A 20,667-nucleotide genomic window follows, 5' to 3' on the forward strand; every position below is an offset into this window, starting at 1 on the left:
CCAGGACATTGCCGCCGAAGGCAAAGATCACCGCCGAGGTGTGTAGCGGGCGCAGCCGGCCAAAGCTGATCCATGGCAGGTCGAAGTTGAGCGCGGGCCACGCCAGCTGCGAGGCGATCACGAGGCCGGCCAGGAATCCGGCAATGCCCCAGAACATCGCCATGACNGTCGCGAATTTGATCGGCCCCAGATTGTAATTCGGCCGGCCGTTGATCTCCTTCGGCGGCAGCGCGGCGGGCCGATCGAAATAGCGGTTGAGGATGGCGAACACTGCCGCGACGCTGGCGGCGGCGGCAAGGGAAGCATGGAAGGCAAAGGGCGCATCGACTGCCTTGGCCGCGCCGATCAGGCAAAGAAAGGCGGTGGCGGCGAAGATGAGCGCCAGACCGCTTTCACCGATGGTCATCGCTTTTGAACTCGAGGGCTGGCTCATGCGGATTCTCGCTGGAAAGACACGCTGGCCAACAACCACGCTGCGACAATATGCTCATTGATCGAGATCAACCGTGCTTTGCGCAGTGGACAAATCGCATGACCATCTCGCGCGCAGGCTCCATCTGCCAAAGATCATTCGCCTCGCCGCGCGCGGACGCGACGGACCATGAATTGACCGCAACGATACAGTGGGAGGACGACGGCTCAGTGGTCGGCGGTTTCCGAGAGCGCCTTGAGGATGTCCTCGCGCGCGATCATGCCGGCGAGCTTCTGGTCGCCGTCCATGACCGGAATACTACGGAGACGATGCTCGACCATCAGCTGCAGCACCCGAGTCAGCCGGGTTTCGGGGCGCACATATATAAAGTCAGACGTCATCACGTCGCCGACGGTCCGGCTCATCAGATCGGCGTAGCGAGGTATCATCTGGTTGGGCGTGAAGGCAAAGCACTTCAACAGGTCGAACTTGGTGACGATGCCGACGACCTGCCCCTCCTCCTGCACCGGATAGCTGTTGAAGTCGTCGCGCTCGAACATGTCGTTTGCTTCGCGAATCGTCAGATCGCGACCGGCGGTCGTCACCGTGCGCGTCATGTAGTGTCCGGCCGTTTGCTCGAGAAATCTGTACATGTCGGCATCCCTTCGTTGCTTTGACGGCAAGCTCTCACTGTGATCGCTTCAATGCGACAGCAGCACGCAACGCGTAGACTGGGTGATCAGCCGCTGCGTCACGCCGCCGAGAATCAACTCGCGAAAACGCGAATGCCCATAGGCCCCGGCGACGATCAGGCCGGCCCCGACGCCGCCGGCGATCTCGTCGAGCGCGGCGCTGGCCCCGCCCTCCCGCCTGACTTCATCGACCCGCCGGGAAGCGGCGATGCCGTGGCGCGCAAGCCAGGCGACAACGTCGCCGACGCTCCGCTCCACTGCGGCCCGGCCGTCGCCGTCTTCGAGGATTTCGGCGACGGTCACCTCCCTGGCGAGCCGCAGCAGCGGTAGCGCATCGGTAATGGATCGCCGGGCCTCCGCCGTGTCCTTCCAGGCGACCAGCACACTGCGCAGGTCGAGCCAATCGGCAGAATCAGGCACGACCAGCAGCGGACGGCCGGCCTGCATGATCAGGTCCTTGGCGCTCGCAAGTGCAAAGGAGTCGGAAAAAGCGGGGCTGTGCCCGCCGCTGACGACGATATCGGCGCAACGCGCCTCGTTGAGGATAAAGCGTGCCGGAAAATCCAGCGCACCGCGCCATTCGACGAAAGCGGCCCGATTCTTCGTCGCGTGGCGGAATTGCGCTTCCAATTCGCCCAGCCGGTTCCTGATCGCCGCCTCGCCCTGCTCGATCAGGCTTTGCGCCTGCCCGCCGTCCGTGAAATAGAGCGGCGGAGCAAACTGCGCCGCGGCAATCCCGACCAGCCCCGCACCGAACCGCTCGGCGAGCTGGCCTGCTACCTCAATGCGGGCTCGATTGGACTGTTCAAGCGACAGGCAAACCATGACGGTTGCGATTGTCATACCTCTCTCCGCGGCGAATGCTGCAAGCCTCAGTCTAGGCCTTTCGCTGGACGGCCGGGCTGAGCTAGATCAAATACGCCGAGCCGGGTGGCTGTACGGGCACATGCTTCATTGACCGGCGTCTTGCGCTGCCGCAGCTTGCGTGGAAAGGCGCATTGCGCGAAATTATGGGGCCGGCTGGCGACCGAGGGCTAGATGGAGACGAAATCCGGACGTGACCAGCATTGTCAAAAATTCCGCCGATGCCCTTGGGCATGAGCATTTCCGCCTCAGGATCGAGGGGTTTGGCGTCGGCACCTGGGATCTCGACCTCGCCACGCACGAGCTGGAATGGTCCGAGGCCGCCGGCACCCTGCTGGGTGTCGCGCCGCCGGGCCAGGAAGTCACTTACGAATTGTTTCTCTCGTTGCTCGACCCGAAGGACCGACAGCGCACGGACGAAGCCATCCGGAAAGCCGCGGCCGGTGCTGGCGGCCTTGACGTGTCGTTCAAGGTGCCGGGCGCGTCCGGGCGTGGACAATGGATCCGCGCGCGCGCCGGGATCATCAAGGATGAGGCAGGCAAGCCGCGCCATCTCAGCGGCATCTTTCTCGACATCGGCGAGGAAAAGCAACTCGAGGAGACGCTGCGCACGCGGGAGAGCCATCTCCGCTCGATCCTCGACACGGTGCCCGACGCCATGATCGTCATTGACGGCCATGGCATCATCCAGCTGTTCTCGACCGCGGCGGAGCGGCTGTTCGGCTATTCCGAGGCGGAAGCGGTCGGCAGGAACGTGAAGGAGCTGATGCCCGAACCCGATCGCAGCCGGCACGACAGTTATATCGCGCGCTACCGTTCGAGCGGTGAGCGCCACATCATCGGCATCGGACGGATCGTTACCGGCAAGCGGCGGGACGGCACCACCTTTCCGATGCATCTCTCCATCGGCGAGATGGAATCGGACGGCGAGCCCTATTTCACCGGCTTCGTCCGCGACCTCACCGAGCACCAGCAGACCCAGGCGCGGCTGCAGGAGCTGCAGTCCGAACTGGTCCATGTCTCGCGCCTCAGCGCCATGGGCGAGATGGCCTCGGCATTGGCGCATGAGCTCAACCAGCCGCTCGCTGCGATCAGCAACTACATGAAGGGCTCGCGCCGGCTGCTTGCCGGCAGCGCCGATCCCAACACAGCCAAGATCGAAGGCGCCATGGACCGCGCCGCCGAGCAGGCGCTGCGTGCCGGCCAGATCATCCGCCGCCTACGCGACTTCGTGGCGCGCGGCGAATCGGAGAAGCGCGTCGAAAGCCTGTCCAAGCTGATCGAGGAAGCAGGCGCGCTCGGGCTTGCCGGCGCGCGCGAGCAGAACGTGCAGCTCCGCTTCAGCCTGAACCCACAGGCCGATCTCGTCCTCGCCGACCGGGTCCAGATCCAGCAGGTGCTGGTCAACCTGTTTCGCAACGCGCTCGATGCGATGGCGCAGTCGCAGCGGCGCGAATTGGTCGCCACCAACAGCAGGGTGGCGGACGACATGATTGAGATCGAGGTGTCCGACACCGGCACCGGCTTCCAGGACGACGTGCTGGCGAACCTGTTCCAGACCTTCTTCACCACCAAGGAGACCGGCATGGGTGTCGGGCTCTCCATCAGCCGCTCCATCATCGAGGCCCATGGCGGGAGGATGTGGGCCGAAAACAATGCCGCGGGGGGCGCGACTTTCCGCTTCACCCTGCCGGCGGCGCCAAACGAGAGTTGAGAGATGTCTCAAAAGGGGAACGTCTACGTCATCGACGACGACGAGGCGATGCGCGATTCACTGCACTTCCTGCTGGATTCGGCGGGCTTCCGGGTCACGCTGTTCGAGACGGCAACTAGCTTTCTCGAATCTTTGCCGAAATTCGAATTCGGTTGCGTCGTCTCGGACGTGCGCATGCCGGGGATCGACGGCATCGAGTTGCTCAAGCGCATGAAGGCGGCCAACAACAGGTTTCCGATCCTGATCATGACGGGACATGGCGACGTGCCGCTCGCGGTCGAGGCGATGAAGCTCGGCGCGGTCGATTTTCTCGAAAAGCCGTTCGAGGACGAAAGGCTTATCGCGATGATCGAGGGCGGGCTTCGCCAGGCCGGGCCGGCCGCCCGTAACGAGGCGGTCACGCAGGACATTGCGGCGCGGATTGCCAGCTTGAGCCCGCGCGAGCGTCAGGTCATGGATGGGCTGATCGCCGGCCTCTCCAACAAGCTGATCGCCAGGGAATACGACATCAGCCCACGCACCATCGAGGTCTACCGCGCCAATGTGATGACGAAGATGCAGGCCAACAGCCTCTCGGAGCTGGTACGGCTCGCCATGCGCGCCGGCCTGCTCAACGATTGAGCTACGTCAATATCGCCGTTTTCCAGGCTGATATCAAAGAGCAATGTTCCAGATCGGCTCACAGACTGCACCCGCTGTGACGTCGTCTGCCGCGAGGCCAACAATCTGCGTGGTCGACGACGACGCTGGCGTGCTCGGCTCGCTACGCTTCCTGCTGGAGACGGACGGCTTTTCCGTCCGCGCCTTCCGGAGCGGCGGGGCGGCTTTGAACGCGCCCTGTTCCAGTGACGTCGATTGCTTCGTGATCGACTACAAGATGCCCGACATAAATGGCATCGACCTGATCGCGCAGCTCAGATGCCGCGGAATCAATGCCCCCGTCGTGCTGATCACGGGCTATCCGGACAAGAATATCGCGGCGCGCGCCGAAGCCGCGGGCGTCAAGCACGTCATGCGCAAGCCCCTGCTCGACGACAGCCTGATCAAGGGCATCCGCGGTGCTATCGAGGAACATCGCTCTACCTCTCCCCGGCTCCCGGGGCCCGACCTCCGGCAATCTACGTAGGGGAACCTACTTAAGATACCGCCCGAAATTTTCAGAATTGCGGATCACACGTACGAAAGGCCATCCGCCGCACAGGAGATGGCCAATGCTGAACCCCTCGCTGAACACCCTCAACACCGTCGTGATCGGCAACAAGGTTCCGGCCAGATCTCCAGCCGCGACCGATCCTTTCGCGTTGATCACAGGTCATGCCGGCCTTGTGGCGAGCGAGTTCACCTACCGCAAGGATGAGGAGATCTATGGCGAGGACGAACCGGCGGAATATGTCTACCAGATGGTCACCGGGGCGGTGCGGAGCTACAAGCTGCTCTCCGACGGACGCCGGCAGATCGGCGCCTTCCATCTTCCTGGCGATGTCTTCGGGCTCGAGTCCGGCGCCACACACCGGCTTGCCACGGAAGCGATCATCGATACGACGGTGCGGCTTGTGAAGCGCAACAGCCTCGAACAAGCGGCCGAGGTCGACGTCCAGATCGCGCGCAAGCTCTGGACCATGACGGCGAGCGAGCTGCGCCACGCCGAAGACCACATGCTCCTGCTCGGCCGCAAAACGGCGATGGAGCGGGTCGCGACCTTCCTTCTGGAAATGGACCGCAGGCTCGCGGTCGCCAGCATGATGGCGCTGCCGATGTGCCGGCGCGACATCGGCGACTATCTCGGCCTGACGCTCGAGACGGTCTCCCGCGTGCTCTCCCAGCTTCACGCCCAGGGGGTTCTCGGCTTCTCCGGCGCGCGGCAGATCGTGCTGCGCAACCGTCAGCGCCTCCGCAACATGGACGCGTAAGAGGCGGCTTTTCCCTCAATAGGCGCGGCGTCGTGTCTCCGGCATGAGCAGCGCGATCAGGACAAGGCCGAGCGCGCCGATCGCGGAAAGCGTCATAAAGGCGACACTGCTGCCGAGCTTGTCGCTGATATAGCCGGCCAACGCCGTCGAGAGCGATGCGCCGATTCCGACTGCGGTGCCGACAATGCCCTGGGCCAGATTGAAATGGCCGGTGCCGAATGCGACATCGGCCACGATCAACGGCACCATCACGGCAAACACGGCGGCGGTGATGCCGTCAAACACCTGCACCGCGACCAGCAGATAGGGATCGTGCACCAGGGAGAACAGCAGCCCACGCACTGTCAGCGCGGCAAAGCCGATCAAGAGGATCGGCCGCCGTCCCCATGTTTGCGCCTTCGCGCCGACCGTTGGCGACATCAGCGCGACGAGCGCCTGCGGTACGATGATGCAGGCCGCGATCAGGACCGGCGCCCATTGGCTTGACCGGGTCGTGACGACGCCCGCCATCAACGGCAGCATCGCCGCATTCGCAAGCTGTAACAGCACCATACTGCCGGCGAAGATCAACAGTGGACGCTGGCGCATCAGGGCGACGATGCTGGTGGCCTGGCCACTGGCCTCCTCGGCCTCGCGCGGCAGCGCGCCATGGCAACGCGCCACGTCGACCTCGTTCTCCCGGATGCTCGCGAGCGACAGCAAGGTCGGTATGGCCAGCACGAAGGTGACCAGGAACACGGAGCGGCTGGAAACGAGATAGCCGGCCGTACCCATCACCGCCGCTGCGACGCCGTTTCCCAGCGAAGCAAAGCGGGCGTTGCGGCCGAGCCGCTCCCCGATTGCGTAGGGTCCGACCAGGCCAAGGCTGATCGCGGCAATCGCCGGCCCCAACACGCAGCTTGCCGCCGCATGCAGCGTCGCAGCTATCACTACCACAGGGAATATCGGCCACGCCGCATAGCCGAGCGCGGCAAAGCCGATGGTCGCGATCGCAAGCCCCGCAACAAGCCGCTCCGACCGGGCCGCGTCGACGATCGCACCACCCGGCATCTGGCCGATCAGGCCGACGATGCCGCCGATCGACAGCACGAGGCCGATCTGGGCCTGCGTCCATTTCTGGGTGGTCAGATAGACCGCGATGAACGGACCGAACCCGGTCTGGACGTCGGCAAGGAAGAAGATGAACCAGTCGAGCCCGCGCAGACTCTGCCGCGACGGCGTCGGCAGGAGGCGAAACTCCGGGCCCGGCGGACGCGGACCCGCTTTGCCCGCGCCCGGCGACGGGTCGCGGCTGTTAGGGTCGAGCGAATGCAACAAGTGCATCACCACGCCCGGCCTCGCTCAGTGATCGTCCAGGGGGAGCAGGTTGCCGGCTGCGCCCAGCACCACGATCGGCTTGTCCTCCTTGTATTCGGGCGCCGCGGCCACCTGTGCCTTGGTCAGTTCGAGCGTGATGGACTCACCATTCTCGGTGATGCGGCCGAAATGCAGCGCGTTCCAGTCCACCACGATCTTGCGGCTGCCGACGCCGAGGAAGCCGCCGAAGTCGATCACCGCCGCCCGCACGGTGCCGGTGCGATCGACGATGACGTCGACGATATGCCCCATATCCTCATTTGCAGGGCTCCGTACGTCACGGCCCAGCACGCCATGTGCATCCTTGGGGCCGATGATGGTGACCGAAGGCGGCGGCGTATGCTCGTCGGCGGCGGCAGGCGCCTTGGCCTGGGACTGATCGTCCGCATACGAAAGCTGCGACGCCGACGCGGTGAAGGCAACGGCCAGCAGCAGCATCCAGAGTGTTCGGCGCATTTTTCCTCCTTCCGCTGAAGGTCGCGCGTTGAGTCTTAGGTAATTCGCAGACTCTAATGCGCCAGCACGATGGAAACCTGAATTTTCCCGCGCCGGCGCATCACCTCCATCGACACGTCCTCGCCGTGGCGCCGTATTCTCAAGTCCACGCTCGAAGGCCCCAGTTGCAGATCGCGCAGGACCACCTCGTTGAGGAAGGCCGGCAAATGTGGATTGCGCAGCCGGATTTCGCTGCGCCCGATGTCGAACTCAAGACCAAGCGCCGCCTCCAGCAACGTGAATGGCGTCGCACTGGCCCAGGCCTGCGGCGCGCAGGCGACGGGATACAGCGTCGCCCCGCGATTCTTCTCGCGCCGAAAGCCGCAGAACAGTTCCGGCAAGCGGCGAAGATCCATATAGCTTGCCGCGTCGAACAGGCCCTTGAACACATGCTCGACAGCATGTTTCAGGCCGTAGCGTGCCAATCCCAGCGCGATCAGCGCATTGTCGTGCGGCCAGATCGAGCCATTGTGGTAGGACATCGGATTGTAGCGGGCCTCGCCATGAGCGATGGTTCTGATGCCCCAGCCGGTGAAGAAATGCGGCCGCAAAAGGTCGGCGGCGACTTTCCGCGCGCGGTCGTCGCGCACCATGCCGCTGAACAGAAGCTGGCCTGCATTGGAGCTGCGCACCTTGCAGGGCCGCTTGTCCCCGTCGAGCGCCAGCGCATAGGTACCGAGGTCATCGCACCAGAAGCTTTCCTCGAAGCGCTCCGCGAGTTGATGCGCTTCAAGCTCCAGCCGCTGGGCGATCTCGCGCCTGCCAAGCCGCAACGCGCAACGTGCTGCGAGCCGCTTGGCGGCGAACACGTATCCCTGCACTTCGGCCAGCGCGACGCTTCCCTCCGCGAGCCTGCCATCGGCATGGAAGACAGCATCGAAGGAGTCCTTCCAGCCCTGGTTGACGAGCCCCTTCTCCGTCGCTCGCTGGTACTCGACAAAGCCGTCACGGTCGCGATCGCCTGACACGTCGATCCAGTTCAGCGCCGCCTCGATGGCGGGCCACAACTCGGTCAGCGTTTCCTCGTCTCCGGTCCGCTCGACATAGAGGCCGGCCAGAAGCACGAACAGAGGCGTCGAATCGATGCTGCCGTAATATTGCGCAAACGGCACCTCGCGCAGCGCGGCCATTTCGCCGCCGCGCATTTCGTGCAGAATCTTCCCCGGCTCGGCATCCGCCCGCGGATCGACTTCCTTTGCCTGATAATATGCGAGCCGCCGCAACACGCCGCGCGCCACGCGCGGGTCGACCCACAGCATCTGCAGCGCGGTGATGATGCCGTCCCGGCCGAACGTCGTCGAATACCAGGGAATGCCGGCATAGGGATATCGGCCCTGCGGCGTCTCGGTCATCAGCATGTTGAGGTCGGCCATCGCCTGGCACAGCACCTCGTTGAGGATATCGTTCGACGTCTCGATGCTGGCGGCGTTGGTGGTTGACGTCCGCATCTCGCGCCGATGCGCCAGGAGGGCCGGAAAGAATCGGGCCGGCATGGACGCAGCGGGTCTGTTGCAGCCGACGGCCACGAACAGAGACCTGGATTGATGCGGAGCGAGCTCGAACCGATAGGTCGCAGCGTTGACTGAAAGCCGCGTCGGCCGTGGATCGAAATGCAGCGAGGTGCGCCGATTGCTACCGTCGAGGCCGCGATATTCCAGCAGCACGTCGGCGGGCCCTGCGAGCTTGCTCGAGCCGATGCCGCGGCGCGCCCGCTTCTCTCCCCGCACCTCGAACAAATCAGCAAAATCATTGTCGAAGAGCAGCGTCAGGTCGAAAGTCGCGACGCGGTCGCCATGATTTTGCAGACCAATGCGCTGGTAGGCCGTTCCCTGCCAAAGGAAGATGGTTCGCACGATGTGCAACATGTCCTTCGGCAACACGATGCGATCCTGCTGATAGACGTCGGGATTGGTGAGGTCGATCGTCAGCGCCGAATTGTCATCGCGCAAATTCGAGCCGAGCAACAGGGGCTGCACATCATCGAGCACCAATTCAAGCCGCGCCAGATACCGCGTATCGCAGTTGAACAGGCCGTCGGGTCCGCCCGACGAGGCCCCGATATCGCCGTGACTGTCGAGCACAATGAAAGTGTCGTCGTGCTTGAGCGACCGACGCGGGCGCGACGCCGGTCCCGTCATCGGAATGTAGAACGGCTGCTCCTCGACGACGATCGGCTCCGACAAACGAGTCATCTCGATGGTTTGGGTGATGATTTCGGCTGTCATAGTGACCTCGTGCCGCCCTCACGCGCCAAAGCGCGACGAGATCAGGCTGCATCGTCGTCGCGCCTTATTTTTTGATTGAGCATGATCTATTAGGAAAACTGCTCCACACTCTTCCAGATCATGCCCTGACAAACGCAACCGAACCCGAACATAAGTAGCAATCAGGCTGCGACTTTTGCCAACCGGCTCAGCTCCTGCGTGACCAGCTCCCGATAAGGCCCCTGCCCCTGCATCAGGCGATCCGGCGACCCATCCTCGATGATCTTTCCGGCCTTGAGCACCACCACCCGATCAAAATTGCGCAAGGTCGAGAGGCGATGAGCAATCGCGATCACGGTGCGACCACGCATCAGGCGCGACAGCGCCTCGCGGATCGCCTCCTCGGATTCGCTGTCGAGCGAGGCGGTGGCCTCGTCCAGCAGCACGATCGGTGCATCCTTCAAGAAAGCCCGCGCAATCGCAATGCGCTGACGCTGGCCGCCCGACAGCTTGATGCCGCGGTCGCCGACCATGGTGTCGAGCCCCTCGGGCAAGGTCTCAACGAAGTCGCAACGCGCTGAAATCGCCGCACGCAGCACTTCGTCATCGGTGGCGGTCGGCCGGCCGTAGCGGATATTCTCAAGGATCGAACGGTGGAACAGCGAGATGTCCTGCGGCACCACCGAGATCGCCTCGCGCAGACTTTGCTGGGTGACCCGCGCGATGTCCTGGCCATCGATGGTGATGCTGCCATGCTGCAGGTCGTAGAATCTTTGCAACAGCACGAACAGCGTGGATTTACCGCCGCCGGACTGACCGACCAGCCCGACGCGCTGGCCGGGCTGCAGCCGCAGGCTGAATCGCTCGAATAGGGTATCCCCACCCGGATATTTGAAATTGATGTTGTTGAAGGCAATCGCCGCGCCGCTCTTCACCAGTGGCTCGGCCTCAGGGTGATCGCGCAGATCGTGCGGCAGCAGCAGCGTCGCGATCGCTTCGGTCAGCCGTGCGACGTGCTGGGTGACATCCACCAGCGCAACCGCAAGATCGCGCGTGGCGCTGAGAATGGAAATGCCGAGCGTGCAGACCAGCACCACATCGCCGGTGGTAGCGCCACCCTTCTGCCAGAGCGTGATGACCCAGGCTAGCAGCCCGATCGTGAGCATCACTGTCACCGCGGCATGAGTGAGCCTCAGCTTCTCCAAATACCGCAGGCTGCGCCCGCGCGCGACCAGTTCCCGGTCCACGGTTGCGTCAAAGCGCTGATGCTCATGGGCGATCCCGCAGAATGCGCGGACCAGCGGCATGTTGCTGATGACATCGACCATCTCGCCATCGACAACGGCAGCCTTGTCGGCGAAATCGTCATGCAGGGGTTTGCCCGCCGCAGCCAGCCGGAACATCGCGAACACCATGGCACCGGCGATCACGATCATGACCAGTGACATGGTCAGGCTTACAGTCCCAATCAGGGCTATTGCCGCAACTGTGGCAATGCACGGCGGCAACACATTCCAGACGAACATGTTCTCGACCGTGAAGACGGCGTTCGACGTCGCCGTGATCCGGCTCGTCAGCATGCCCGGCAAGCGGTCGGAGAAATAGCTCGGGGCATGCCCGGTCAGATGGCGAAACATGTCGCGCCGGAGATCGCCTGTGACGCCGACGAAGGTGAAGCTCGCAATCCAGCTCGCGATCCGCCACAGAAAATTGTCGGCAGCTATGAGCGACATGAGAAAGACGAATGCCAGCCATACGCTTCCCGCGTGGTCAGGTCCGCCCGCGAGGCTGTCGACCAGAGACTTCACGCCATATTGGGTTCCGACGGAACAGGCGACGGCGGCCATGACAGCCGCCAAAATAGCAAGATGAGAGGCCGGACGGCGGCGCAGATAGCGCAACACGAACGGAAAAGGGCGGTGCGCGTATCCTGAAAGCTGATCCATTGGAATGCCAAACCCCTGGTCGATTGTTTCTGTGAGGCCGATTTGTTTGTGTAAGCCCTCAGCGGTCCACGTTCCCCAACTCTGTGAACGACTGACAGGCCGATCCGGTTCCTGCCCCTTCTCGTGCACAGCGCCGGTCCGATCAAGCGGGAGCAGAGCAGAGCAGACATCTGATCGCCGCTTTGGTCATGAAGAAGGCAGGTGCACAAGGATGTCGAAGAAGTAAGCTTGCTGAATGGAACCTCGCAGATGCGGGAACGTTCCCCTGACGGCACGCCGGTGCCGACGAGGGGGCTGGCTCTTCTATGATCGCAAACAGGAGAAAGTGAGATGCGCATCGCGCAGGTTGCTCCGTTGACGGAGGCTGTTCCACCAAAGCTTTATGGCGGCACCGAGCGCGTGGTGCATTGGCTGACTGAGGAACTCGTGACGCTAGGCCACGATGTGACCTTGTTTGCGAGCGGCGACTCCCAGACCTCCGCGAAGTTGGACGCGACCTGGCCGAAGGCGCTGCGCCTCGACGGTTCCGTACGCGACCCCAATGCCCTTCACATGGTGATGCTGGAGCGGGTGCGACGGAAATGTGACGACGAGGAACTCGATTTCCTCCACTTCCACCTCGATTATTATCCGTGGTCGCTGTTCGAACGGCAGCCGACGCCGCTCGTGACGACGCTGCACGGCCGGCTCGACCTGCCGGAGCACCAGCCGGTGTTCAACACGTTCTCATCTATTCCGGTGATCTCGATTTCCAACGCGCAGCGGCGCCCGGTGCCGCAAGCCAATTGGGTGACCACGATTCACCACGGCCTGCCGGAAAATCTGCTGACGCCGCGCCCCTGCAAGCAGGAGTATCTGGCCGTGCTTGGTCGTATCGCGCCCGAAAAAGGCGTCGATCGCGCGATCAAGATCGCCATGCGTTGCGGCATTCCGCTCAAGATCGCAGCTAAGGTCGACCGAGCCGACCAGGACTATTACGAGGAGCTGATCCGCCCGCTGATTACGGGCAATCCGCTGGTCGACTATATCGGCGAGATCTCCGACCACGAAAAATCCGATTTCCTGAGCGGCGCGCTCGGACTGCTCGTCCCGATCGACTGGCCCGAGCCGTTCGGGCTCGTCATGATCGAGGCGATGGCCTGCGGCGCGCCAGTCATCGCCTATAACCGCGGCTCGGTGTCCGAGATCATCGAGGACGGGTTGACCGGATTCATCGTCGAGGACGAGACGAGTGCGGTCGCCTGCGTGGGGCGGCTCGGCCAGCTATCGCGGCCGGCGATCCGGAAGCGCTTCGAAACACGTTTCACGGCGCGGCGCATGGCACTGGACTATCTGGCGGCCTATCGCAAGCTGACCGAGGCGACGGAGCCGCGGATCAAGCTGGTGAGCAGCGCGGAATAGATCTCCGCCTACCCGTCCGCGGAAGAGGCTTTGCCGAAACGCTGCTCGTAGGCCTTGATATAGGCCTCGGGCGAGGGTTTCAGATGCCGCCGCGTCAGCTTAATCAGTTCGTCGCGACGGCCGGCGCGCAGCGCCCTGATCATCTCCAGATGATCGCGGCGCGCCCGGTCGAGCGACTGCGGCGAGGCATTGGCATAGAAGCGAATGCCATACACCTTGTGTGCCAACAGATCGATGGTTTCGATCAGGCAGGCATTGCCGCACAGACCGAACAACGCCTCGTGAAACCGTAGATTGCTGTAGAACACGGTGAGCAGGTCGCCTGCGGCCACCGCTGCGCTATGTTCGCGATGCAGCTCCTCGAGCCGGCTGATATCAGTCGCAGCCACCGGGAACGGGATGACGCTCACCGCCATCACCTCGAGCTCCTCGCGGACAGCATAGATCTCGCGCACCTCCTGCGGCGCCAGCCCGCGCACCATCGCGCCGCGATTGGGGATGCGCTCAATCAGTCCCTTGCGAACCAGCTCGAACAGCGCGAGCCGCACGTCGCCGCGATGTGTCTGGAACAGATCGCAAAGATCCTGCTCGATCAACCGCTCGCGCGGATGGCGCCGCCCGAGCACGATATCTTCCTCGATGCGCCGAGCGATCATCTCGGCTGGGACAAGTCCGCGCCCTGGGCTCGGAGCGCCGACGGCCGGTTTGTCTGCAGAGGTCTCCGCGCCGCGAACGCCCACCTTGATTGCGGCGGTCGTCGCCGCGCCTGCCTTTGTTGGCTTGAGCGGCATTGGCTTGAGCGGCTTTGCGGCCATGATCGTTCCGACCGGTCAGCGCGTCGCCCCGCGGGACGCGGCGCAAGCGGCATGTCTCCAAGCCATCATAATATTGCAAACTATATTGTAAACAATCCTGGGAGGGGCTACGCTCGGTCCAAAGCGGACGGTGGGTTCGAGACCCGCGATAGATCCGAACAGCGGAGGAAACGGCATGACGAAGCCACGCAACAGGTCCGTCCCCGATCGCGAGAGCAGCGGCACGCATCCCCTGCTCTCGAAGCGGTACGGCCGCCGCAAATTCCTCATCAAGACCGGCAGCGCGGTCATGGCCAGCGCATTCGGGGCGATTCCGTTGCGGGGCTATGCAGCTGAACCCGTCAATATCGGCGCGCTCTATCCGACCACGGGCAGCATGGCGCAGATCGGCGTCGGCTGCGCGGCTGCCGCAAAGCTTGCAGTCGAGATGGTCAATGAAGCCGGCGGCATCAAGTCGCTCGGCGGCGCCAAGCTCAACCTCATCATCTCCGACGTCCAGAGCGACACCACTGTCACCCGAACCGAGACCGATCGCCTCATCACCGGCAACAAATTGTCCGCCATTCACGGCTGCTATGCGAGCGCGCTCACCCTGATCGCGAGCGAAGTTTGCGAGCGCGCCAAGGTGCCGATCATCACCGGCTCGAGCTCGGACCAGCTCAACAAGGGCCGCAGCTACACCTTCACCCCGTTTGCACGCGCCTCGCAGTTCGCCCAAGCCCAGCTGCAGATGTCGAAGCTTGTCTCCGACAAGCCGAAAGTCGCCGTCATCTTCGAGAACACCGCTTTCGGCACCTCGACGTCGAACGGGCTGAAGGAGCTTGCGCCGGGTGAAGGCGTCGAGATCGTGATGTTCGAGCCCTACTCGGCCGGGTTCACCGACGCTGGCCCCCTGATCAACAAGGTCAAGGCCTCCGGCGCCAACATGCTGTTCTCGGTCTCCTATCTCAACGATCTCATCCTTATCGTACGCACCGTGAAGCAGGTCGGGCTCAACATCGCCATCAACGGCGGCTCCGGCGGCTTCGTGATGCCGGATTTCTACAAGAACGTCGGCAAGCTGGCCGAAGGCCTGCAGGGCGTGGCGCATTGGAATCATGACATCGACGCCAATGCCCAGAAAGTGAACGAGGAGTTCAAGAAGCGCACCGGCGATTTCCTGTTCGAATATGCTGGCGGCCTGGTGGCACAGACCTTCATGCTGGCGGATGCGCTGGAGCGAGCCGGCTCCGCCGATCCGCAGAAGGTGCGCGAGGCGCTGTCGACGCTAGACGTCTCCTCGGGCTACGCGGCGATGGCGCCGGGCGGCAAGGTGAAATTCGGCCCCGATGGCAAGAACATCTATGGTCGCCCCGTGGGTGTGCAGTGGCAGAACGGCGATCTCGCCAGCGTCTTCCCCAAGGACGAGGCCCGCGCTCCCCTGATCAAGAGCTGAGCTGGGCAAGGTTTCAAAATGCTGGAGACAGTGGCCCAGGCCGTCATCAACGGCCTGCTTATCGGCGGCATCTACGCGCTCGTCAGCATCGGCGTGACGCTGATCTTCGGCGTGGTCAAGATCGTCAACTTCGCCCAGGGCGAATTCGTGATGATCGGGATGTATATCAGCTATTTCCTCGCCACCTATTTCGGTGTCGACCCGATCGTCTCGCTCCTGGTGTCGATGCCTGTGCTGTTCGTGATCGGCGTGCTGGTCCAGCATTTCCTGATCCGCAGGGTGCTCGGCCCGAACGACATGCCGCAGATCTTTCTGACCTTCGCGCTGTCGCTGCTGCTGCTGAACCTCGCGCTGCTGTTGTTCACTGCTAATTATCGCACGGTCCATACGTCGTATTCGGACGAGGCCTTTCATTTTGGCGGGTTTTACGTTCCGGAAGCGAAGCTGATCGCCTTCGCCGTGGCGATGGGGCTGAGCGGCGCGCTCTGGGCGTTCCTGCATACGACCGACCTCGGCAAGGCGATGCGGGCTGCATCGCAGAACCGCGACGTCGCGACGCTGATGGGAATCAACCCCAACCGTGTGTTCTGCGTCGCGTTTGGCGCGGCGCTCGCGCTCGCCGGCGCCGCCGGCTCGCTCCTGATGCCGTTCTATTCGGCCTACCCTTTTGTCGGACAGGTGTTCGTGCTGATGGCCTTTGTCGCCGTCGTGCTGGGTACGCTCGGCAATGTGCTGGGCGCGCTGGTCGCGAGCCTGATGATGGGGGTGGCGGAATCGCTCGGCATCCAGTTCGTCGGCGCCGATTCCGGGTTGATCGTGGTGTTCGCCATGCTGCTCTTGACCCTGGCGTTCAGGCCGCAGGGCCTCGGCGGCGGGAGAATGCGCTAGTGTCGGATATCGGCAAATGGAAATGGCTTGCGCTCGCCGCGCTCGCCCTGGTTGTGCTCGCGCTGCCGCAGGTCGTGAAGAGCTCGTTCGCGCTCGACATCTTCATCCGCATCCTGCTGTTCTCGTTCATCGGTGTCGCCTGGAACCTGATGGGCGGCTACGCGAAACAGCTCTCGCTGGGACATGCCGCCTATTTCGGGCTCGGTGCCTACACCTCGACCATCATGCAGATCGATTTCGGCATCTCACCCTGGATCGGCATGGTCGCGGGCGGCATCGTTGCTTCGATTGCGAGCCTGCCGATCGGCTGGCTCTGCTTCCGCCTGCGCGGTCCCTATTTCACCATTGCTACCATCGCGACCGCGCAAGCCTTGATGCTGATCTTCCTGAAATTCCGTGATTTTGCCTGGGGCGCCGAAGGCACAACCATTCCCAATCTCGGCAGCGCACCTTTGATGCTGCAGTTCGAGACCAAGGCGTCCTATTATTATGTCGTAGCCGGCCTGCTGGCGCTCGCCCTCTTCGTCACCTGGCGCATCGAGCGCTCCTGGATGGGCTACTATCTTGTTGCCATCGGCGAGGACGAGGATGCGGCGGAGGCCATCGGCGTGAATGCGCCGCGCATCAAGCGCGACATCTACATGATCAGCGCCTTCCTCACCGCGCTCGCCGGCACCTTCTATGTCCAGTACATCTACTTCATCGATCCCGCGACGGCCTTCAGCTTCAACATATCGATCGAGGCCGCGCTGGTCTCGATTGTCGGCGGCATCGGTACCCTCTGGGGTCCGGTGATCGGAACCGTGCTGCTCGAAACCACCTCGACGCTGCTGCAGAGCTGGCTCGGCTCCTCCACCGGCGGCATCCAGCTCACGGTCTACAGCCTGATCCTGATGGCGATCATCCTATGGCGTCCGACCGGGCTGATCAGCCTGTTCAATGAAGCCCGGCGGCGCCATCTCGACCAGAAGCCAGCGCAGGTGAGGACATCGCCATGACCGACGCGCTGGTGGTCAAGGGCTTGAGCAAGCGCTTCGGCGGCTTGCGCGCCGTGCAGGACGTTGGTTTCACCGTGAAGGAAAACGAGACCGTGGCGCTGATCGGGCCGAACGGAGCCGGCAAGACCACGAGCTTCCATCTCATCACCGGGTTCCACCGCGCCGATTCCGGCTCGGTCAAGGCGTTCGGGCAGGAGGTCGTGGGTCTGAAGCCGCACGACGTTTGCGCGCTAGGTCTCGCCCGCACCTTCCAGGTCGCAAAGCCCTTCGGCGCCATGACGGTGCTTGCCAATGTCATGACCGGCGCCTTTCTGCGCGACCGTCATGTCGCCGCCGCGCGCGAGCGGGCGCGCGAAGTCATCGATTTCGTCGGCCTGTCTTCGCGCGAAAATACGCCGGCCAAGGATCTCACCACCATCGACCAGCGCAGGCTGGAAATGGCACGTGCGCTCGCGACGCAACCGCGCATCCTCCTGCTGGACGAAGTGATGGCCGGGCTCAATCCGGCCGAGATCGACCAGGCGGTCGCGCTGGTCGGCAAGCTGTCGCAGCGCGGCCTGACCATCGTCATTGTCGAGCATGTGATGCGCGCGATCATGGCGGTCGCGCGCCACATCGTCGTGCTCGACCACGGCCAGAAGATCGCGGAAGGGGCGCCGAAGGACATCGTGGAAAATCCCGAGGTCGTTCGTGCCTATCTCGGCTCCGGCTACGTTCACGCACCGGCCGGCGGAGGCCCCCATGCTTGAGCTGAAGGGCGTCAGCGCTGCCTATGGCTCGGTGCCCGCGATCTCGCATGTCTCCATCAACATCAATGCCGGCGAAGCCGTCGGCCTGTTGGGCGCCAACGGTGCCGGCAAGAGCACGACCCTGCGCGCGATCTCGGGGCTTGTGGCGCTAGCGTCGGGATCGATCAGCTTCGACGGCGTCGATGTCGGCTCGCTCCCACCGCACAAAATTCCAGAACTCGGCATTGCCCATGTGCCGGAAGGACGCCAGGTCTTCCCGGAAATGACGGTGCAGGAGAATCTGGAGATCGGTGCATTCGTGCCCAGGGCCAAGGCCGAGCGTGCCAGGACCATGGAGCTCGTCTACGATATCTTCCCCCGCCTTGCCGAGCGCAAGCGTCAGCTTGCGGGCACGATGAGCGGCGGCGAGCAGCAAATGCTGGCCGTCGGCCGCGGCTTGATGCTGAAGCCAAGGCTCTTGATGCTGGATGAGCCATCACTGGGATTGGCGCCGGTCATGACCGACGTGACATTCGAGAAGATCGCCGAAATCCACAAGATGGGCACGGCGATCCTGCTGGTCGAGCAGAATGTCAGCCGCGCGCTGTCCCTGGTCGACCGGGCCTATGTGCTGGAGAGCGGGCGCGTGATCATGCACGGCGACAGCGAGGATCTTGCCAACAACAGGCAGGTGCAGGCGGCGTATCTGGGGATTTGAGCTCAACCTTGCGCTGTCATTCGGGGGCGGACCGACAGGACCGAACCTGGAAATCTCGGGATTCTCAGGTGCGTAATTGCGCACCATAGTTCGATGCCTTCATCGCCCCAGAATGACGATTCAAGTCACTACCGTCCGCTTCGGCTCGACGATCTCGAACATCCGCGGGAATTCGTCCATCAGCGCCATCAGTTCGGCCAACCGCATCGCATTGCCCGTGAATGCAATCTTTCCAGCCGCTACCGCCTCGGGAAAACTCGTCTGCTTGGCGATCACCTCGTCCAGCGTCGCGCGCGCCAGCGTGAAGCTCGCATCGGCCGCTTCGGACTTCGTTCCCTCGCGATAGGTCAGCGCGCAATTCTCCAGCGTAAGCACGAAGCTCTCATTCGTATCGCTGAACGTCCAGTTCAGCACGATGTGCTTGCCTTCCGCTTTCGGCCCGTTCAACCGCACGCCGAGCACATCCCATAATTGCGAGGTGCGCAGCGCTGCCAGCGTCTCGCGCGGCATCGGCGGACGCGGCGGCGCCTTCGGCAGGCCCTGCCGCAACTCCTGCGCCCCGAACAGATAGGCGTTGCGCCAGGTCGAGCTTTCCGCGGCATAGCCAAGCTGCTCGAACGTGTCGGCAAGCAGCGCGCGTGCGGCCTGGTTGTCGGGATCGGCGAAGACGAGATGGCTGACGGCCTGCGCCACAAAGCGAAATTCGCCCTTGGCAAAATCCGCCCGCGCCCGCGCCAGCAGCGCATCGGCGCCGCCCATGTATTCGACGTATTTCTTACCCGCCTCGACCGGCGGCAGCGGATCGAGATTGACGGGATTGGCGTCATACCAGCCGAGATATTTCTGGTAGATCGCCTTCACATTGTGCCGGATGTGACCGTAATAGCCGCGACCATGCCAGGCACCTTCCAGGCTGTTCGGCAGGCGGATGGTTTCGGCGATCTCCGCTGCCGTCAGGCCATGATTCATCAGACGAATGGTCTGGTCGTGCGCGAATTTATAGAGATCGCGCTGCTGGCGGATCATGGTGTCGATGCGTTCGCGTCCCCACACCGGCCAGTGATGCTGGCCGCACATCGCCTCCGCCTTGCCGCCCCATAGCGATAACGCCTCATCAAGATATTTCGACCAGGCAAGCGCATCGCGCACATCCGCTCCACGGAATGGCAGCAGGTTGTGGAAATTATGCGTGCAGTTCTCCGCGAGGTTCAACACCTTGTAACGCGGAATGTAGAAATGCATCTCGGCCGGCGCCTCGCTGTTCGGCGCCATCTGGAATTCGAATGCGACGCCGTCGATGGTGCGTTTATCGCCGGTTTCCATGATGAGGTCGGTTGGGCGCACCAGCGCCACCGATCCCGCCGCCATCGATTTGCCGAGACCGCAATCGACCTGTCCGCGCGGCCCTTTGGCCAAAAACGGCCCGAACTGGTACTGCGCGCGGCGCAGCATCGCCGGCCCCGCGATGATGTTCTCGGAGACCGCGTGCTCCATGAACAGGTTCGGCGCGATGATTGGCACCTTGCCGCCAGCGAGCACGTCGTCGGTCAGCACGCCGCGCGCGCCGCCCCAATGATCAGTATGGGTATGGGTGAAGATCACGGCCGCGACCGGCCGCCGACCGCGATGCTTGAAGTAGAGCTCCATTGCGGCACGCGCGCCCTCGATCGACGTCAGCGTGTCCACCACGATGACGCCGCTGTCGCCCTCGATCAGCGTCATGTTGGCGATGTCGAGGCCGCGCACCTGGTAGACGCCGGGCACCACCTCGAACAGACCATGATGCATGTTGAGCCGCGCCTGCCGCCACAGGCTCGGGTTCACCGTCGCCGGCGCCACGGCCTCCGACATGAAACCGTAGGGCTCGAGGCTCCAGACCACCCTGCCCTGGCTCGAGGTGATCTTCGCGTTCTCGATGGTGCCGAGAAAGCCGCGCGCGGCATCGTCGAAATCGGCGGTGTCGCCGAACGGCAGCGCCTTGAGCATGGACTCGTGCTGCGCAATCACCGCGTGCGAGGCGGCCTTTGGCGTTTCCTTGGCGGGGGCTTCGCCGGTTGCTGACGTGCTCATACGCGTTCTCCCTTGAAGGAC

General features: G+C 63.3%; 19 protein-coding genes. 10 read left to right on the plus strand and 9 right to left on the minus strand.

The genetic code is table 11. From position 1 onward, the window contains the following. The 3 genes from A3AI_RS43460 to A3AI_RS0126675 all read right to left on the minus strand — a co-directional run. On the minus strand, positions 1-433 hold a 433-nt coding region (locus A3AI_RS43460), incomplete at its 3' end, for a cbb3-type cytochrome c oxidase subunit I (protein WP_036049552.1). A gap of 206 nt (positions 434-639) precedes the next feature. Further along, a complete protein-coding gene (locus A3AI_RS0126670) occupies positions 640-1,065 on the minus strand; it encodes a CBS domain-containing protein (RefSeq protein ID WP_024518520.1) in 426 nt (141 codons plus the stop codon). A gap of 48 nt (positions 1,066-1,113) precedes the next feature. Then, the gene (locus tag A3AI_RS0126675; protein WP_024518521.1) at positions 1,114-1,947 is read right to left on the minus strand and encodes a universal stress protein; all 834 of its coding nucleotides are present in this window, start codon (positions 1,945-1,947) and stop codon (positions 1,114-1,116) included. A 214-nt stretch (positions 1,948-2,161) separates the two neighbouring features. On the opposite strand from A3AI_RS0126675, the gene fixL reads away from it, so the two are divergent. From fixL to A3AI_RS0126695, 4 genes are all read left to right on the plus strand, one after another. Then, positions 2,162-3,682 carry a sensor protein FixL gene (fixL, locus tag A3AI_RS0126680; protein ID WP_024518522.1) on the plus strand — a complete coding sequence of 507 codons (1,521 nt, stop codon included), beginning with the start codon at positions 2,162-2,164 and terminating at the stop codon, positions 3,680-3,682. Between the two features lie 3 nt (positions 3,683-3,685). Next, positions 3,686-4,303, plus strand: coding sequence for a response regulator FixJ (fixJ, locus tag A3AI_RS0126685; protein WP_024518523.1), 618 nt, complete (start codon positions 3,686-3,688; stop codon positions 4,301-4,303). A gap of 43 nt (positions 4,304-4,346) precedes the next feature. After that, positions 4,347-4,808: a response regulator transcription factor gene (locus A3AI_RS0126690; protein ID WP_024518524.1), complete on the plus strand. Its 462-nt coding sequence runs from the start codon at positions 4,347-4,349 to the stop codon at positions 4,806-4,808. A gap of 85 nt (positions 4,809-4,893) precedes the next feature. After that, a complete protein-coding gene (locus A3AI_RS0126695) occupies positions 4,894-5,592 on the plus strand; it encodes a helix-turn-helix domain-containing protein (RefSeq protein ID WP_024518525.1) in 699 nt (232 codons plus the stop codon). 15 nt (positions 5,593-5,607) lie between these two features. Here the strand turns inward: A3AI_RS0126695 and A3AI_RS0126700 are convergent, their stop codons facing one another. The 4 genes from A3AI_RS0126700 to A3AI_RS0126715 form a co-directional block, all read right to left on the minus strand. Beyond that, a complete protein-coding gene (locus tag A3AI_RS0126700; RefSeq protein WP_024518526.1) occupies positions 5,608-6,915 on the minus strand; it encodes an MFS transporter in 1,308 nt (435 codons plus the stop codon). An 18-nt stretch (positions 6,916-6,933) separates the two neighbouring features. Further along, complete coding sequence (locus A3AI_RS0126705) at positions 6,934-7,386, minus strand: PRC-barrel domain-containing protein (protein WP_024518527.1); 453 nt, start codon at positions 7,384-7,386, stop codon at positions 6,934-6,936. 71 nt (positions 7,387-7,457) lie between these two features. After that, the gene (locus A3AI_RS0126710) at positions 7,458-9,668 is read right to left on the minus strand and encodes an amylo-alpha-1,6-glucosidase (RefSeq protein WP_024518528.1); all 2,211 of its coding nucleotides are present in this window, start codon (positions 9,666-9,668) and stop codon (positions 7,458-7,460) included. 161 nt (positions 9,669-9,829) lie between these two features. Next, positions 9,830-11,593 (minus strand): ABC transporter ATP-binding protein, encoded by a 1,764-nt coding sequence (locus A3AI_RS0126715; RefSeq protein WP_024518529.1) that lies wholly within the window; start codon positions 11,591-11,593, stop codon positions 9,830-9,832. Between the two features lie 330 nt (positions 11,594-11,923). On the opposite strand from A3AI_RS0126715, the gene A3AI_RS0126720 reads away from it, so the two are divergent. Next, the gene (locus A3AI_RS0126720) at positions 11,924-12,994 is read left to right on the plus strand and encodes a glycosyltransferase family 4 protein (protein ID WP_024518530.1); all 1,071 of its coding nucleotides are present in this window, start codon (positions 11,924-11,926) and stop codon (positions 12,992-12,994) included. An 8-nt stretch (positions 12,995-13,002) separates the two neighbouring features. On the opposite strand, the gene A3AI_RS43465 is transcribed toward A3AI_RS0126720, so the two are convergent. Continuing rightward, positions 13,003-13,809, minus strand: a complete 807-nt coding sequence (locus A3AI_RS43465) for a GntR family transcriptional regulator (protein ID WP_024518531.1) — start codon at positions 13,807-13,809, stop codon at positions 13,003-13,005. A gap of 175 nt (positions 13,810-13,984) precedes the next feature. Between A3AI_RS43465 and A3AI_RS0126730 the strand changes: the two genes are divergently transcribed. Genes A3AI_RS0126730 through A3AI_RS0126750 form a run of 5 tightly spaced genes read left to right on the plus strand, consistent with a single transcriptional unit; the run spans position 13,985 to position 18,576 of the window. Beyond that, positions 13,985-15,244 carry an ABC transporter substrate-binding protein gene (locus A3AI_RS0126730; protein ID WP_024518532.1) on the plus strand — a complete coding sequence of 420 codons (1,260 nt, stop codon included), beginning with the start codon at positions 13,985-13,987 and terminating at the stop codon, positions 15,242-15,244. A gap of 18 nt (positions 15,245-15,262) precedes the next feature. Further along, positions 15,263-16,132 (plus strand): branched-chain amino acid ABC transporter permease, encoded by an 870-nt coding sequence (locus A3AI_RS0126735; protein ID WP_036049672.1) that lies wholly within the window; start codon positions 15,263-15,265, stop codon positions 16,130-16,132. Then, a complete protein-coding gene (locus A3AI_RS0126740; protein WP_024518534.1) occupies positions 16,132-17,130 on the plus strand; it encodes a branched-chain amino acid ABC transporter permease in 999 nt (332 codons plus the stop codon). Before A3AI_RS0126735 ends, A3AI_RS0126740 begins: the two co-directional genes overlap by 1 nt. Further along, complete coding sequence (locus tag A3AI_RS0126745) at positions 17,127-17,879, plus strand: ABC transporter ATP-binding protein (protein WP_024518535.1); 753 nt, start codon at positions 17,127-17,129, stop codon at positions 17,877-17,879. Before A3AI_RS0126740 ends, A3AI_RS0126745 begins: the two co-directional genes overlap by 4 nt. Beyond that, entirely contained in the window at positions 17,872-18,576 is a 705-nt protein-coding gene (locus A3AI_RS0126750) for an ABC transporter ATP-binding protein (RefSeq protein ID WP_024518536.1), read from the plus strand. The genes A3AI_RS0126745 and A3AI_RS0126750 overlap by 8 nt, the downstream gene beginning before the upstream one ends. A 120-nt stretch (positions 18,577-18,696) precedes the next feature. Here the strand turns inward: A3AI_RS0126750 and A3AI_RS0126755 are convergent, their stop codons facing one another. Next, complete coding sequence (locus A3AI_RS0126755; protein WP_024518537.1) at positions 18,697-20,646, minus strand: alkyl/aryl-sulfatase; 1,950 nt, start codon at positions 20,644-20,646, stop codon at positions 18,697-18,699. Between the last annotated feature and the right edge of the window lie 21 nt (positions 20,647-20,667).

Origin of the sequence: Bradyrhizobium sp. Tv2a-2 (assembly GCF_000472425.1) — a bacterium.
GTDB lineage: Bacteria > Pseudomonadota > Alphaproteobacteria > Rhizobiales > Xanthobacteraceae > Bradyrhizobium.